General features: G+C 56.7%; 15 protein-coding genes. 12 read left to right on the top strand and 3 right to left on the bottom strand.

Annotated features, from left to right (window positions below):
- Positions 1-14: 14 nt before the first annotated feature.
- Positions 15-1,604 carry a nif-specific transcriptional activator NifA gene (nifA, locus tag NC856_RS01640; RefSeq protein ID WP_264088670.1) on the bottom strand — a complete coding sequence of 530 codons (1,590 nt, stop codon included), beginning with the start codon at positions 1,602-1,604 and terminating at the stop codon, positions 15-17.
- A complete protein-coding gene (gene nifL, locus NC856_RS01635) occupies positions 1,605-3,089 on the bottom strand; it encodes a nitrogen fixation negative regulator NifL (RefSeq protein WP_264088669.1) in 1,485 nt (494 codons plus the stop codon).
- A gap of 331 nt (positions 3,090-3,420) precedes the next feature.
- Here nifL and rsxA point away from each other — a divergent pair, with 331 nt between their 5' ends.
- Genes rsxA through NC856_RS01595 form a run of 8 tightly spaced genes read left to right on the top strand, consistent with a single transcriptional unit; the run spans position 3,421 to position 9,167 of the window.
- Positions 3,421-3,999, top strand: coding sequence for an electron transport complex subunit RsxA (rsxA, locus tag NC856_RS01630; protein ID WP_264088668.1), 579 nt, complete (start codon positions 3,421-3,423; stop codon positions 3,997-3,999).
- 9 nt (positions 4,000-4,008) lie between these two features.
- Complete coding sequence (locus NC856_RS01625; RefSeq protein WP_264088666.1) at positions 4,009-4,551, top strand: RnfABCDGE type electron transport complex subunit B; 543 nt, start codon at positions 4,009-4,011, stop codon at positions 4,549-4,551.
- Positions 4,544-5,992 carry an electron transport complex subunit RsxC gene (gene rsxC / locus NC856_RS01620; protein ID WP_264088665.1) on the top strand — a complete coding sequence of 483 codons (1,449 nt, stop codon included), beginning with the start codon at positions 4,544-4,546 and terminating at the stop codon, positions 5,990-5,992. The genes NC856_RS01625 and rsxC overlap by 8 nt, the downstream gene beginning before the upstream one ends.
- On the top strand, positions 5,986-6,957 hold the full coding sequence (locus NC856_RS01615) for an RnfABCDGE type electron transport complex subunit D (RefSeq protein WP_264088664.1): 972 nt from the start codon (positions 5,986-5,988) through the stop codon (positions 6,955-6,957). Before rsxC ends, NC856_RS01615 begins: the two co-directional genes overlap by 7 nt.
- Position 6,958: 1 nt before the next feature.
- On the top strand, positions 6,959-7,609 hold the full coding sequence (rsxG, locus tag NC856_RS01610) for an electron transport complex subunit RsxG (protein ID WP_264088663.1): 651 nt from the start codon (positions 6,959-6,961) through the stop codon (positions 7,607-7,609).
- The gene (locus tag NC856_RS01605; protein ID WP_264088662.1) at positions 7,602-8,333 is read left to right on the top strand and encodes an electron transport complex subunit E; all 732 of its coding nucleotides are present in this window, start codon (positions 7,602-7,604) and stop codon (positions 8,331-8,333) included. The genes rsxG and NC856_RS01605 overlap by 8 nt, the downstream gene beginning before the upstream one ends.
- Positions 8,333-8,596 carry an RnfH family protein gene (locus NC856_RS01600; RefSeq protein ID WP_264088661.1) on the top strand — a complete coding sequence of 88 codons (264 nt, stop codon included), beginning with the start codon at positions 8,333-8,335 and terminating at the stop codon, positions 8,594-8,596. Before NC856_RS01605 ends, NC856_RS01600 begins: the two co-directional genes overlap by 1 nt.
- A gap of 43 nt (positions 8,597-8,639) precedes the next feature.
- Positions 8,640-9,167: a flavodoxin gene (locus tag NC856_RS01595; protein WP_264088660.1), complete on the top strand. Its 528-nt coding sequence runs from the start codon at positions 8,640-8,642 to the stop codon at positions 9,165-9,167.
- Between the two features lie 53 nt (positions 9,168-9,220).
- Here NC856_RS01595 and NC856_RS01590 read toward each other — a convergent pair whose 3' ends face one another.
- Positions 9,221-9,961 carry a UTRA domain-containing protein gene (locus NC856_RS01590; RefSeq protein WP_404802300.1) on the bottom strand — a complete coding sequence of 247 codons (741 nt, stop codon included), beginning with the start codon at positions 9,959-9,961 and terminating at the stop codon, positions 9,221-9,223.
- Positions 9,962-10,152: 191 nt separating this feature from the next.
- On the opposite strand from NC856_RS01590, the gene NC856_RS01585 reads away from it, so the two are divergent.
- The 4 genes from NC856_RS01585 to NC856_RS01570 are packed head-to-tail and all read left to right on the top strand — an operon-like array spanning position 10,153 to position 13,694.
- Entirely contained in the window at positions 10,153-11,217 is a 1,065-nt protein-coding gene (locus NC856_RS01585; protein ID WP_264088659.1) for an ABC transporter substrate-binding protein, read from the top strand.
- A gap of 15 nt (positions 11,218-11,232) precedes the next feature.
- The gene (locus NC856_RS01580; protein WP_264088658.1) at positions 11,233-12,030 is read left to right on the top strand and encodes an alkaline phosphatase family protein; all 798 of its coding nucleotides are present in this window, start codon (positions 11,233-11,235) and stop codon (positions 12,028-12,030) included.
- Positions 12,027-12,866 carry an ABC transporter permease gene (locus NC856_RS01575; RefSeq protein WP_264088657.1) on the top strand — a complete coding sequence of 280 codons (840 nt, stop codon included), beginning with the start codon at positions 12,027-12,029 and terminating at the stop codon, positions 12,864-12,866. Before NC856_RS01580 ends, NC856_RS01575 begins: the two co-directional genes overlap by 4 nt.
- Before the next feature lie 42 nt (positions 12,867-12,908).
- Positions 12,909-13,694 (top strand): ABC transporter permease, encoded by a 786-nt coding sequence (locus NC856_RS01570; RefSeq protein WP_264088656.1) that lies wholly within the window; start codon positions 12,909-12,911, stop codon positions 13,692-13,694.

Below are 13,694 nucleotides of genomic sequence, written 5' to 3'. Positions count from 1 at the left end.
ACTCATAACGCACCTCACATACGCTGCATATTAATATTCATAATCTGAATACGATACGCCACCTGGCGCGGCGTCATTCCCAACAAACGGGCGGCTTTGGCTTGTACCCAGCCAGTGCGTTCCAGCGCGGCGATTAAACGCTGCCGCTCATCCTGAATATTTTCAATGTCAGGTTCATGATTCATATTTGTACCAACATCATTGGCGATTTTGTTGCGGTTAAACGGCGCCAGCGAATTCTCTTTGTAGTTGAACAGAATAACATCCCGGTCAATTAACCCGTCCTCCGCCATCACCGCGGCTCGCTCCAGACAGTTTTCCAGTTCGCGTACATTACCCGGCCAGTCATAGCTCATCAGCAAGCGTATCGCGCCGTCGCTGATATGCAGTTCCCGACCTTGCCGCTTGCTGAGCTTGGCGATCAGAAACTGCGCCAGATCCTGTACATCCTCAAGCCGTTCACGTAACGGCGGCAAAAAAATCGGCATCACATTCAGTCGGTAATAGAGATCTTCACGAAAATTCCCGGCTCTGACTTCATCTTCCAGGTTGCGGTTGGTTGCCGCGATGATGCGCACATCCACCCTCAGCGTCTCATCGCCGCCGACACGCTCCATTTCGCCTTCCTGCAAAATACGCAGTAACCTGGTCTGAAACGACGCGCTGCTCTCGCCGATTTCATCCAGAAACAATGTGCCGCCATCCGCCAGTTCAAAACGCCCTTTGCGCTGCTTGACCGCCCCGGTAAAGGCCCCTTTTTCATGGCCGAACAGTTCGCTTTCAAGCAGTGAATCGGGCAACGCCGCACAGTTGAATTTCACAAACGGCGTACCGGCACGCGGGGAGTTGTAGTGAATGGCGTTGGCGATCATCTCTTTACCTGTGCCACTTTCTCCCCGGATCAGCACCGTGGTGTCCCAGCGCGATACCTGACGCATCAGGTCAAAGATATGTCGCATCGGCTGACTTTTACCGACGATATTGTCAAAACCATACTGCTGCTGAACTTTTCGCCGCAGGCTGTCGCGTTCACTGCGCAGCGCTTCGCTTTCTCCTTTGGCATGCCCGATTAAGCGTACGGTTTGCGCAATCAGGTTAGCCACCATTTCCAGAAAACGAGTGCTGGAAGGCAATCTGTCTTCATGCAGTTCCATCGGCTGGGCCGCCAGCACGCCAAGCGGCATCGCATCCGGGCCGGGGATCGGTACGCAGATAAACGGCAGCGCATAATCATAGAGATTGAGGCGATCGAGAAAACGCGGATCGTCCGATACCCGCGGCAGCACCAGCGATGTCCGCTGGCTCATCACGGTGCCCAGAATGCCTTCGCCAACCCGATAACGCACGCCGCGCCCGCCTTTGACCACCTGTGTGTCCGCGCCTTGCAACGCTTCAATAAACAGCGAGGCACGATCCTTATCAAACAGACACACCATGCCGTATTGCATAAATGCATGATCGTGCAGCGCCTGGATCATCTCTTGCAGCGTGTGCTGCACATCCAAAGAATGGCTCAACGCCACACTGATTTTATGCAACGCCACCACCTGTTGCTGTGAATCGAGGCGTCGGGAAAGTCGTTCTGTCGTGGGGAAATGTGCCATTTATCCTCCCAAAGCTTCAATATCGGTGAGGCAGAAGCTATCAACTGGCAGCATGAGCATCATCAAGGTGCCGTCTGATGCCGTTTGTTCGGTGGTAACTGAGCCTCGCAGCTGCGACATGAGCATCTGTATCAAACGCAATTCCATGCATTGACCGGTCGCCAATATTTCGTTCATCGGGTGAGCCGCCTCCTGCATGCAGGACGGAAGGTTATCGGTGACGACAAAGCACAGTCGCTGGCATTGCTGCCTGACCTGAATGACGATCAACATCTCATCCCGTATTTTCCCCGCCAATGCCAGGCAGCGATCAAGCCACAGGCTCAAGGCGGTCAGAATCAACGTTCTCTGACCGCGCAGGCTGAGATCCGGTGAGGAACAAGACCATACCAGCTTGCCGGACGGCCCCATACGATACCGATAGATATCGGCCAGATCCGTCATCATCGCGCTGACGGGAACGCGCTCTTGCGGTTCCTGCTGTAATGGAGGACGACATGCCGTCAGACGGGCGATCGCGTCTTTTCCTTCATTCCAGGCGGTGCGCAGCGCGACATTATCGATATCGGGATTCAGACGCAGCGCGGCGGACAGCATGTTTAACGGGCAACTGAGCTGAATTAACGCGGCGTCCAGCGTTTCGCGGATCGCCGCCATCATTTTATTGACGCTAATCTGGCGCTCAAGTTGCGCCCGGCGATCCTGCGTCATTTGTCGTTGCTGCTCGGTGCAATCGACAATCACCACCAACTGTCGCGGCAGCGCGTTGTCGGTGAAATAGAGACTGGCTTCCTCATTGACCGCGTGCAGCGGCCAGCAACTTACCGCAAACCAACGCTGTACGCCGCGAATGGTCAACGGCGTCATGGCGGAATTCTCGTTACCATTCAGGCAATCCAGCAACGCCAGCGGTTCCTGGCCGTCACAATCGGCGCTGAGCGTTTTGTAGGCCAGATTGTCCATCACGATCTTTTGCTCTCCTTCCACTACCACCACCGCCGCCGGAATATTATTCAACACCGCGGAAATCAGCGTCATTTGGTTACGCACCCGCTGCGCCAGCGCGTAGCGTTCGCTGATGTCTTTATGCATGCCGAGATAATATTCAATTTCTCCTTGCGCATTGACGATCGGGGAAATGGTGATTTCCGCCAGATAGAGCGACATATCCTTGCGCTGATTGATAAGCTGACCGCTCCACGAATTGCCGGCGGTAATCGTCGCCCATAACGACTGGTATACCGAAGCGGGCGTCTGGTGACTGGAAAGCAGATTATGATTGGCGCCCATTAATGTATGCAGCGCGTAACCGCTCAATTCACAGAAAGCGGGGTTGGCATACACAATATTGGCCTGTGGATCGGTAATCGAAATCGCCACTGAAGATTGTTCGACAGCCGTATGAAAGAGCGTCGCGTGCAGCCCTTTTCCTCCCAGCGATGATGTAATCAACTGCACATCATCCAAGACTAACGATGAACTCATCCCGGCCCCTCCGGTTTGCATAGCGAGTCTGTCGGCTTCATGACAAATTGTCAGATTACGGAACAGACATCGAACGACATGAAATACCCCTATTTACAGTGCAAGATTTATTCCCCTCCGCGAAAAAACCGCAAAAACCTTGATCAGGATGTGGGTTTTTGCCGCTATATGCCGATTTCCGTCATCTGTGATCGCTGTCACGCCATTTTCTGTCGCTACGTTGCCCGCTTTTAGCGCATATTTCTGCACCTTGTTTGAACATTTATTAACCAGTTGAAGCTGGCACGCCTTTCGCAATACCCCTCAGGGAATCTTGACCTCTGGGGGAGAAATGAAAGAGATATTGTTAATCATGCTGGCTAATATTCTGGTCAACAATGTGGTGCTGGCGCGCTTTTTGGGACTCTGTTCCTTTATGGGCGTCACCCATCAGGTCAAGGCGGCGATAGGGATATCTATTGCGACCACGGTGGTGATTACACTGGGTTCGGCATTAGGTTGGTTGGTTGAATACTGGATCCTGGCCCCGCTCGATCTGGTTTACCTGCGTTTGCTCTCGGTCATTCTGCTCATTGCCTCGCTGGTTCAGTTGATTGAAATGGTGATCGCCAAATACAGTCCGCCCCTCTACCGCTCACTGGGCATTTTTCTTCCGCTGATTACCACCAACTGCGCCGTGCTGGGCGTGGCGTTACTGGTGCTTCAGGATCGGCTGAATTTTACCCACAGCGTATTTTTTGGCTTTAGCGCCTCACTGGGGTATTCGCTGGTGATGATTATTTTTGCCGGACTGCGTGAACGGCAGGCCAGCGCGCTGCCGCCGTTGTTATTCAAAGGGACGCCGCTCAATTTTATTACCGCCAGTATTCTGGCGCTGGCCTTTACCGGCTTTGCCGGATTGTCATCATGAGGGGGTGAGATGTTGATACTGACTTTACTCGCCCTGCCGCTTATCTCCGCGATAATCGGCGCATTGCTCGGTTACGCCGCCATCTACCTGAAAATAGAAAGCGACCCGATGGTCGATAGCATTACGGCGTTATTGCCAAGCGGCCAATGCGGTCAGTGCGGCTATCCCGGCTGCCGTCAGGCTGCGGTCGCCATGGCCAGCGGAGAAGCCGCCGTTACCATCTGCGCCCCTGGCGGCAACGCGGTGGCGCAGCGCATCGCCGCCCTGATGGGCGTCAGTCTGGATGACAGCGAGACGCAAGGGCCGATGGTGGCGATGATCAACCCTGAAAGGTGCGATGGTTGCGGTCGTTGCCTCAAACAGTGCGCCTTTGATGCGATTATCGGCGCTACACGTCAATTACATGGCGTACTCAGCGAAGACTGTACCGGCTGCGGTTCCTGTGTCGATATCTGTCCGCAAGACAGCATCCATCTTTATGCCGATCCGCAACTTACCCCCACCGTCGCCAAACCTGCTTTAGCGCAGCGTCAGGAGCCCAACTATGCTTAAAGCCCTCACGACGCCCCACGGCGGCATTCGTCCTTATAGCCATAAATCCTTAACCCGCGAGCGGGCGATTCGAACGTTGCCCACACCGGAAAAACTGGTGCTGCCGTTGCGCCAGCATACCGGCGCTGCTGCTATTCCAGTGGCGACAATTGGTGACGCTGTCACGAAAGGTCAATGCCTGGCCCAGCCATTTGGCCGAATGTCCGCGCCGATACACAGTCCGACCGATGCGCTCGTGACGGAAATCGTGACCGGCGACGCCGGCTATATTCAACTGCGCACGCAACCCGCCACCACGCATGTTTCTCGCCTGAGCACCACCGAAGACAGCAGCGTGGAGCGCATGCTGTCGCTTATCGCGCAGGCCGGGATTGTCGGCATGGGCGGCGCCATGTTCCCGGCGGCGGATAAAATCCGTCTGGCGATGCGCCATGACATTAACTACCTGATCATCAATGGCGGCGAGTGCGAACCCTACATCACCGCCGACGAACGCATGATGCAGGAACAGGCCGAATTTCTGATTGGCGGCATCCGCTATCTGCAACAGCTTACCAACGCGCGTCAGGTCTATATCGGGATTGAAGACAACAAACGCGCGGCCATTCTGCGTCTTGACAGGCTGTGTCAGGATGAACCCGATATCGAGGTGGTGGCGTTGCCGTCGCTCTATCCAATGGGCTCCGCCAAGCAGTTGATAGAAGCGGTGACCGGACAGCAGATCCCACACAACAAACGTTCGCCGGAAATGGGTGTACTGGTTCAGAACGTCGGCACCTGTATCGCTATCTTCCAGGCTATTCGTTTCCGTCAGCCCTTGACTCACCGGGTGATTACCGTCAGCGGCCGGGCGATTGAAGAACCCGGTAATCTGCTGGTGCCGATCGGAACGCCGATCAACACCATTATTGCCGCCTGCGGCGGGCTGAAAAGCACACCGGCGCGGATGATCCTCGGCGGGCCGATGATGGGCCGCGCGACCACCGATCTCAACGCCCCCATCACCAAAGGCACCAGCGGATTGCTGCTGCTGACCGAAGATGAAATTCCCCAGCCGCACAGCAGCGCCTGTTTGCGTTGCGGCCGCTGTGTGGATGCCTGCCCGATGGGGTTGCCGCCGCTGGCAATGCTGGCCGAGTTGAAGATTGACCAACTGAATAACGCCCGCGATCTGGGGTTGAATAGCTGTTTATTGTGCGGTTCCTGTTCATGGGTTTGCCCCGCCGTACTGCCGCTGACTCAGTTCTTCGACTGGGGACAACAACAATTACGGCTGGAACAACGCCGGGACAACAAAATGCAACGCGCCGGCGCCAATAGTCTGCGGCGGCAGGAACGGCTAGCCCGTGAAGCCGCCGAAAAAGCTTCGGCGAAAGCGGCCAGACCGTCGCGCCGCCGTAACATTGCGCCGGATGCGCCGGTGGAGGGTTCCGCATGTTGACATCACCTCATGTTCATCAGGGGCTAAGTACCCAAAACCTGATGTATAAAGTGAATCTGGCGTTGATGCCGGTGGTTATGCTGGGGATTGTCCAGTTTGGCGCCCCGGCGTTGATGCTGATGGTCACCTGTATTATCACCGCCTTGCTGTGCGAAGCCTTGTGCCTGCGGGCCAACCCGGTTTCGCTCGGTCATGTGTTCGACGGCAGCGCCTTGCTGACAGCCCTGCTGTTCGCCCTGAGTCTGCCGCCCCATGCTCCGCTGTGGTTGGGCGCGTTTGGCTCCGCCGTCGCCATCCTGCTGGGTAAACATATTTACGGCGGGCTGGGACAAAACCTGTTCAATCCGGCGATGCTGGCGCGGGTAGTGGTGCTGATCGCTTTCCCGGTGCAAATGACGCAGTGGGTAGTGCCGACCGAGTTCTGGAACGGCGCGGTCTACTCCTTGCATACCGATGGCGCCACCAGCGCCACCTTACTCGGCGCGTTTCGTGAACAGTCATCGGCCTCGTTCTCTTGGGAAAACGCGCTGCTGGGCACCCATAACGGCAGCTTCGGCGAAACCTCCACCTTATTGCTCGCGCTAAGCGGCCTGTGGTTATTGCAACAGCGGGTTTTCAGTTGGCATGCCCCGGTCGCCATGCTGGTCGGCTGCCTGTTGCCAGGGATGATCCAATGGTTTATTGCGCCGCAATCCATTTTACCGCCGCTGGCGCAACTCACTACCGGCGGGTTGATGCTGGGCGCCGTATTTATCATTACCGATCCGGTCACCGGCCCCGGTAGTCCGCGTGGCCGCCTGTATTACGGCGCGCTGGCGGGCTTTCTGGTCTGGGCCATCCGCAGTTTTGGCCATTATCCCGAAGGCGTGGCCTTTGCCATTCTGCTGGTGAACGCCATCACCCCGTTGATCGATAGCTGGACGCGTCCGCGGGCCTATGGCTACCAGACGCAAAAGGAGAAATAACATGGCTGCCACTTCAGATACCAAACTGCGCTGGCCGCCACGCAGTCACCCCGTCAACCTGAGCTTGTTGCTCGGCACCTTTACTCTGCTCATCAGCCTGATGATTGCCGGCACCTGGTGGTCAACCTACGCCGAGATTGAATTGCGCCATCAGGAAGATACCCAGCGCCAGTTGGCGGCGGTCTTCCCCGATGAACTGCATGACAACCTGCTCAGCGACAGCGAAGTGATATTTACGCTGGATGGCGCGCCGGTGCGGGTTTATCGGGCAACCCTGCAAGGCCAGCCAAGCGGCGTGGTGATGTTTGGCGGCGAGAAAGGTTACAGCGGCATCATCAACTTGCTGATCGGTATTGACGCCCATGGCGAACTGACCGGCGTGCGGGTTATCTCCCACACGGAAACACCGGGCCTGGGCGACAAAATCGAAGTAAACCGCAGCGACTGGATATTGGGGTTTAACGGCAAGTCGCTGCAAAACACCACGGAAAAACAGTGGCATGTCAAAAAAGACGGCGGCGATTTCGATGCCTTCACCGGGGCCACCATTACCCCGCGCGCTGTGGTAAAGGGCGTGCACCGGACACTGCAACTGTTCCAACGCCATCGTGCTCAATTGCTGGGTTTAACGCAGGAGAAAGCCAATGAGTGAGATTACCGCCACCGCGCCGGTCGATCGTCCCGCCTACCGCGATATTCTGGTCCGCGGGATCTGGACCAATAACATCACCTACGTGCAGATCCTCGGACTCTGTCCGCTGATGGCCGTGACCACCACCGCCACCAACGGTTTCGGGATGGGCATCATGACCACGGCGGTACTGGGGGGCGCTAATTTACTGGTATCGCTGCTGCGCCGCCTGACGCCCAATCAGATCCGCATTCCGGTTTATATTCTGATCATCTCCAGCCTGGTGACGGTACTCGATCTGACGATGAATGCCTGGATGCATGATCTGCACAAAATCCTCGGCCTGTTTATTCCGCTGATCGTGGCGAACTGCGCCCTGCTGGGGCGCGCGGAATCCTTTGCCGCCCACAACCCGCCGATCGCCGCCACGCTGGACGGCATTGCAACTGGGTTAGGCTTTACCCTGGGCCTGACCTCCATGGGCGCGATCCGCGAAATTATCGGCAGCGGAACGCTGTTCAGCGGCGCGGAACAATTGCTGGGACCGGCGTTTCGTTTTCTGGAAATGCATCTGTTGCCCAATTATGACGGCTTTATTCTGATGCTGTTGCCGCCCGGCGGGTTTGTAGTGATGGGGTTTGTTCTGGCGGGAATTCGCGGCATTAAAGTGCTGCGCTACGGCACCGACGTACTGAAGAAAGAGACTAGCGCCGGCTGCGGCGCGGGCTGCGGAGGCTGCCGCTGATGAAATTCACTATCGCCCATGTCAATGGCGACCAAAGCCGTTGCGTCGAGATGGATCTGCCCGCGCCCATCACCTTGCGCGAAGCGTTTTTGGCCTCCCCGTTGCCCGCGCTGTTTCCCTGGCTCGACCCGGATACGCATCGCATGGGCGTCTTTGGACGCCTGTGCGCCGCAGACACTGAAGTCCATGAAGGCGATCGGGTGGAAATCTATCTGCCGATCCAACGCGCCGCCCGCCAAGCGGACGACGACGATGAAGCGTAATTAACCATCCTTTTTCAGAGTCCTGTTTAGGAGAATATAAACCATGAGCACTATCGGCATTTTTTTCGGCACCGATACCGGCAAAACCCGTAAGGTCGCCAAACTGATCAAGCAAAAACTGGGGGAACAGGCCGATGAGCCGGTGAATATCAATCGCGCCTCCATTGACGATCTGCTGGCTTACGATGTGCTGATCCTCGGCACGCCGACGCTGGGCGACGGTCAGCTTCCCGGTCTGGAGGCCGAATGCATGAGCGAATCCTGGGCTGAGTTCGCCGATGATCTGGCGAATGCCGATCTCAGCGGCAAAACCGTGGCGTTATTCGGACTCGGCGATCAGGTTGCCTACCCGGATGCGTTTGTGAATGCGCTCGGCGAACTTTACGACATCGTCAGTGAAACCGGCGCCAACATCATCGGCGCGTGGTCAGTTGCGGGCTATGACTTTACCGATTCCTCGGCGCTGGAAAGCGGCAACTTCGTCGGGCTGGTGCTGGATCAGGATAATCAGCAGGATTTGACGGAAGAGCGCGTTTCGCAGTGGGTCAGCCAGCTTCAGGCGGCGATCTGATTATCCCTTACTGATGGTGATTTCTCACGCGCCTGCGCACGCGGGCGGCAAGTTTACTGCGCTTCGACGCTGATATGCAGTGTGTCGTAGCGCCAGTATTCCAAATCGCAATCGATAATCTGGTCGTGTTGATTGCGGTTGATACGAGTGATGAACAACGCCGGACTGTTTTCGCTGGTTTTCAACGCCAGCGTAGCGGATGGCGGAAAGATGGTCGGCAACATGCCGAACCAGACTTTGCCATAACGAATGCCATAACGTTTCAGGTACAGTTCCGTGAGCGACTGCGTCAGATCTTCCTGCAAAATGCCGGGAAAAAACGCCGGGTTCAGATAGTGCTCCACATACAATACCGCCCTACCGTCGATATGCCTGACCCGCCGAATGCAATAAACTTGCTCGCCGGTCGCCAGTCCGAGATGACGGCTCACCGCCGCAGGCGCGCCGATTTCATTCACATCCAGCACATAGGTATCGGGACGTCGGCCCTGCTCGCGCACGATGGCATGAAAATGACTGCGGTTGAGCGGATTGTAGTCAAGCCGCGGCGGGCTGACGAACCAGCCGCGGCGCTCCAGACGGTAAATCTTTCCCTGCGCCTCAAGCTGACCGAGCGCTTCACGCAGGGTAATGCGGGTGGTGGCGAAGCGGGCGCTGAGGATACGCTCGGCGGGCAAACGGTCGTTGTATCTCAATTCCCCTTCATCCAGCAAAGAGACAATGGCCTGGCAAATGGCCGTGACCATCGTGCTGCGGGTAAGTTGTCCGTCTGGAGTTGCATTGCTGTGGGGCATGTCGTTGAGGATTTGCTTGGTCATAGTGCGCCGGTTGATGGTGATCCCAGTGAATTTCTACCGAACTTAACAAAAAAACGCACGCAGATTGTACTGCCATAATAGATTCATATTCTTCCGATAAATTGGCGCAAATATTGCTGGACTAGACCAGCAGTGATTTTTCTCCCATTGATCGGAGTGTGCATACCATGAAACGAGTGTTTGTCTCTGTATTAACCACCGCCATCATGCTGGCTACGCAGCCGGCGTTGGCGACGACGGAAAGCGATCTGGCGGCGCTGGAACAGGCCGCCCGTCAGGAAGGTCAGGTCAATAGCGTGGGCATGCCCGATAGCTGGGCCAACTGGAAGGATACCTGGCGCGATCTGGCGGAAAAATACGGTCTGAAGCACAGCGATACCGATATGAGTTCCGCGCAGGAAATCGCCAAGTTCCGGGCGGAAAGAAACAATGCCAGCGCGGACATTGGCGACGTGGGCGCCTCGTTCGGCCCGGTGGCGGTAACGCAGGGCGTCACTCAGCCTTACAAGCCCACCACCTGGGAACAGGTGCCGGATTGGGCGAAAGATAAAGACGGTCACTGGGCGCTGGCCTACACCGGCACTATCGCCTTTATCGTTAACAAAGATATCGTAAAAGACATTCCACGCAGTTGGGCCGACCTGCTCACCGGCAGCTACCGGGTGAACGTCGGCGACGTCGGCACTGCCGCGCAAGCTGTCAACGGCGTGCTGGCCGCTACCTACGCGATGGGCGGCGATGAAAAAAACCTTAAGCCCGGTCTGGATTTCTTCCAGAAACTGGCCGCCGCAGGCCGTCTGGGGTTGACCAATCCGACCATCGCCACGCTGGAGAAAGGCGAGATTGAAGTGGGGATCATCTGGGATTTCAACGGTCTTAACTACCGCGACCAGATTGATCCGAATCGCTTCGAGGTTTTGATCCCCGCCGACGGCTCCATCACCTCCGGCTACACCACCATCATCAACAAATACGCCAAACACCCCAATGCCGCCAAACTGACGCGCGAATACATCTTTTCCGACGCCGGACAGCTTAATCTGGCGCGTGGCTATGCCCGCCCGATCCGCGTGGAGCAACTGACGCTGCCGGAAGATGTGAAAGCCAAACTGCTGCCGATTGAACAATATAAGAACGCCCGTCCGATCGCCGATCCGACCGCTTGGGAGAACAGCGCCAAAACGCTGCCGCGCCTGTGGCAAGAAACCGTGATGATGGCGATGAAACAGTAAAACAGGAACGACATAATGAAAACGGTGCTGGTTGTGCTGGATGGACTGAGTTTCCCGGTCGCCGAGATCGCGATGGGCTATTTGTTGGGTGAATGTGCGCAAGGTCGGGGCCGGATGTATCAGGTAAGCTGTGAACTGCCTTCGCTGTCCCGTCCATTGTATGAATGTATTCTCACCGGCATCCCGCCGGTACGCAGCGGCATTGTGCACAACGGCGTCAACCGCTTATCCAGCCAGCGCAGCATCTTTCATTATGCCCGCGCCGCCGATCTGACCACCGCGGCGGCGGCGTATCACTGGGTTTCCGAGCTTTATAACCGCACGCCGTTCGAACCGGTGCGGGACCGGCACAGCGTGACGCCGGATCTGCCGATTCAGTACGGTCATTTTTACCACGCCGACCACTATCCTGATTCGCATCTGTTCGAGGATGCGGAAAGTCTGCGGCTGCGCCACCAGCCGGACTTCCTGTTGATCCATCCGATGAATATTGATGACGCAGGCCACCGTTGGGGGCTGTCGTCCCGCCAATACCGCAACAGCGCCCGCAGTGCGGACGGTCTGCTATCCCACTATTTACCCGGCTGGCTGGCGGAGGGATGGCAGGTGCTGGTCACCGCCGATCACGGCATGAACGATGATCACAGTCACGGCGGCGTGCTCAAAGAAGAACGTCAGGTGCCGTTATTCGTCTTCGGTCAGGCATTCAGTCTGCAACCGGCTGCGCCGCAACAGACCGAACTGTGCGGAACAATATGCGAACTGCTGGGCGTGGCGCATGACAAACCCGTTTGCCGGGATCTGTTGAAATGAAAAGAAAACTTGTCGCCGTACTGGTGATGTTGCCGTTTGCGCTGATTTTTTTCGCCTTCCAGATAGCGCCGCTGTTATGGATGGGAATTTACAGCTTTAATCATGAGATGGAAGGCTGGGGCATCGGCAATTATCGTGAGATCCTGACCTCGCCGTTCTATCTGCAATCCATCGAATTTTCACTGCACATCACCTTGTGGTCCAGCGTGTTCGGTCTGCTGATCGCCCTGGTCGGCAGTTATTCGCTGCATCGTCTGGGCAAAGGCCGATTACACGATCTGGTACTGTCGTTTACCAACATGAGCAGCAACTTTAGCGGCGTCCCGCTGGCTTTCGCGTTCATCATCCTGTTGGGGGCCAATGGCTGCGTCACGTTGCTGCTGCGTCAGGCGGGTTTGCTGGGGGATTTTTCCCTGTATTCAAAAAATGGTCTGGTGTTGATCTATACCTATTTTCAGATCCCGCTCGGCGTGATGCTGCTCTATCCCGCTTTCGACACTCTGCGCGAGGAGTGGCGCGAGTCCGCCGCTCTGCTGGGCGCCAATACCGCCCGCTATTGGCGCTACATTGGCTTGCCGGTGCTGATGCCCGCGCTGCTCGGTACTTTCGTGATCCTGCTGGCCAATGCGCTTGGCGCCTATGCCACGCTGTATGCGCTGACCGGCGGTAATTTCAACGCGGTGCCGATTCGCATTTCGTCGCTGGTGGCGGGCGATCTGTTCCTCGATCCCAATATGGCCAGCGCACTGGGCATGCTGCTGGTGGCGCTGATGGCATTGATTACCGTGGCGCATCAATGGATCCTCCGCCGCGGCTATCGCCATGCGCGCGCCTGACGCCAGACCGCGACCAAGCGTAATCAGAGAGGAAAACACACCATGACCCGAACAGAACGCCGTTATCACCAGTTGATGACCAGCCTGTTGTGGCTGATTTTACTGCTGCCGCTAGCCGCCACGCTGGTCTATGCCCTTTCCAGCCAGTGGGGAGCCACCATCCTGCCCGATGGCTTCAGCCTGCAATGGATGATACAGCTATGGCAGGATACGCGTTTTCTGTCCGCCCTTGCCCGTTCGCTGTTGATTTGCGCGGGCGCGTTATTATTGGCGTTGCTGCTGGTGTTGCCGCTGATATTCGTCATCGCCTACTACTTCCCTCGCCTCGACGCCCTGATGAATATCCTGATCCTGTTGCCGTTCGCCGTGCCGCCCATTGTTTCGTCAGTCGGCCTGTTGCAGATTTATGCTGACGGGCCGTTGCCGCTGGCCGGTACGCCCTGGATCCTGATCGGCTGTTATTTCACCATCGCCCTGCCTTTTATTTATCGCGCCGTGACCAACAATATGCAGGCCATCCACTTGCGCGATTTGATGGACGCCGCGCAATTACTCGGCGCCAGCCCCGCGCGGGCGGCGTTGTGCGTGGTGTTGCCCAATCTGCGCAAAGGCTGCATGGTGGCGCTGCTGCTGTCGTTCTCCTTCCTGATTGGCGAGTTTGTCTTCGCCAATATGCTGGTGGGGAGCCGTTTCGAAACCCTGCAAGTCTATCTCTACAACATGCGCAATCAGAGCGGTCACTTCACCAGCGCATTGGTGATTTCCTATTTTGTCGTGGTGTTGGCGCTGACATTGGCCGCCAACGCCCTTAACCGGGACAAAGAGTAA

The sequence above is a fragment of the Brenneria izbisi genome, from assembly GCF_025840185.1.
Lineage (GTDB): Bacteria > Pseudomonadota > Gammaproteobacteria > Enterobacterales > Enterobacteriaceae > Brenneria > Brenneria izbisi.
This window is presented reverse-complemented; position numbering and strand designations above follow the sequence as displayed.

Excerpts from the sequence above, each read along its gene's own strand:
- nifA (WP_264088670.1), bottom strand. The coding sequence starts at position 1,604 with ATGGCACATTTCCCCACGACAGAACGACTTTCCCGACGCCTCGATTCA.
- nifL (WP_264088669.1), bottom strand. The coding sequence starts at position 3,089 with ATGAGTTCATCGTTAGTCTTGGATGATGTGCAGTTGATTACATCATCG.
- rsxA (WP_264088668.1), top strand. The coding sequence starts at position 3,421 with ATGAAAGAGATATTGTTAATCATGCTGGCTAATATTCTGGTCAACAAT.
- NC856_RS01625 (WP_264088666.1), top strand. The coding sequence starts at position 4,009 with ATGTTGATACTGACTTTACTCGCCCTGCCGCTTATCTCCGCGATAATC.
- rsxC (WP_264088665.1), top strand. The coding sequence starts at position 4,544 with ATGCTTAAAGCCCTCACGACGCCCCACGGCGGCATTCGTCCTTATAGC.
- NC856_RS01615 (WP_264088664.1), top strand. The coding sequence starts at position 5,986 with ATGTTGACATCACCTCATGTTCATCAGGGGCTAAGTACCCAAAACCTG.
- rsxG (WP_264088663.1), top strand. The coding sequence starts at position 6,959 with ATGGCTGCCACTTCAGATACCAAACTGCGCTGGCCGCCACGCAGTCAC.
- NC856_RS01605 (WP_264088662.1), top strand. The coding sequence starts at position 7,602 with ATGAGTGAGATTACCGCCACCGCGCCGGTCGATCGTCCCGCCTACCGC.
- NC856_RS01600 (WP_264088661.1), top strand. The coding sequence starts at position 8,333 with ATGAAATTCACTATCGCCCATGTCAATGGCGACCAAAGCCGTTGCGTC.
- NC856_RS01595 (WP_264088660.1), top strand. The coding sequence starts at position 8,640 with ATGAGCACTATCGGCATTTTTTTCGGCACCGATACCGGCAAAACCCGT.
- NC856_RS01590 (WP_404802300.1), bottom strand. The coding sequence starts at position 9,961 with ATGCCCCACAGCAATGCAACTCCAGACGGACAACTTACCCGCAGCACG.
- NC856_RS01585 (WP_264088659.1), top strand. The coding sequence starts at position 10,153 with ATGAAACGAGTGTTTGTCTCTGTATTAACCACCGCCATCATGCTGGCT.
- NC856_RS01580 (WP_264088658.1), top strand. The coding sequence starts at position 11,233 with ATGAAAACGGTGCTGGTTGTGCTGGATGGACTGAGTTTCCCGGTCGCC.
- NC856_RS01575 (WP_264088657.1), top strand. The coding sequence starts at position 12,027 with ATGAAAAGAAAACTTGTCGCCGTACTGGTGATGTTGCCGTTTGCGCTG.
- NC856_RS01570 (WP_264088656.1), top strand. The coding sequence starts at position 12,909 with ATGACCCGAACAGAACGCCGTTATCACCAGTTGATGACCAGCCTGTTG.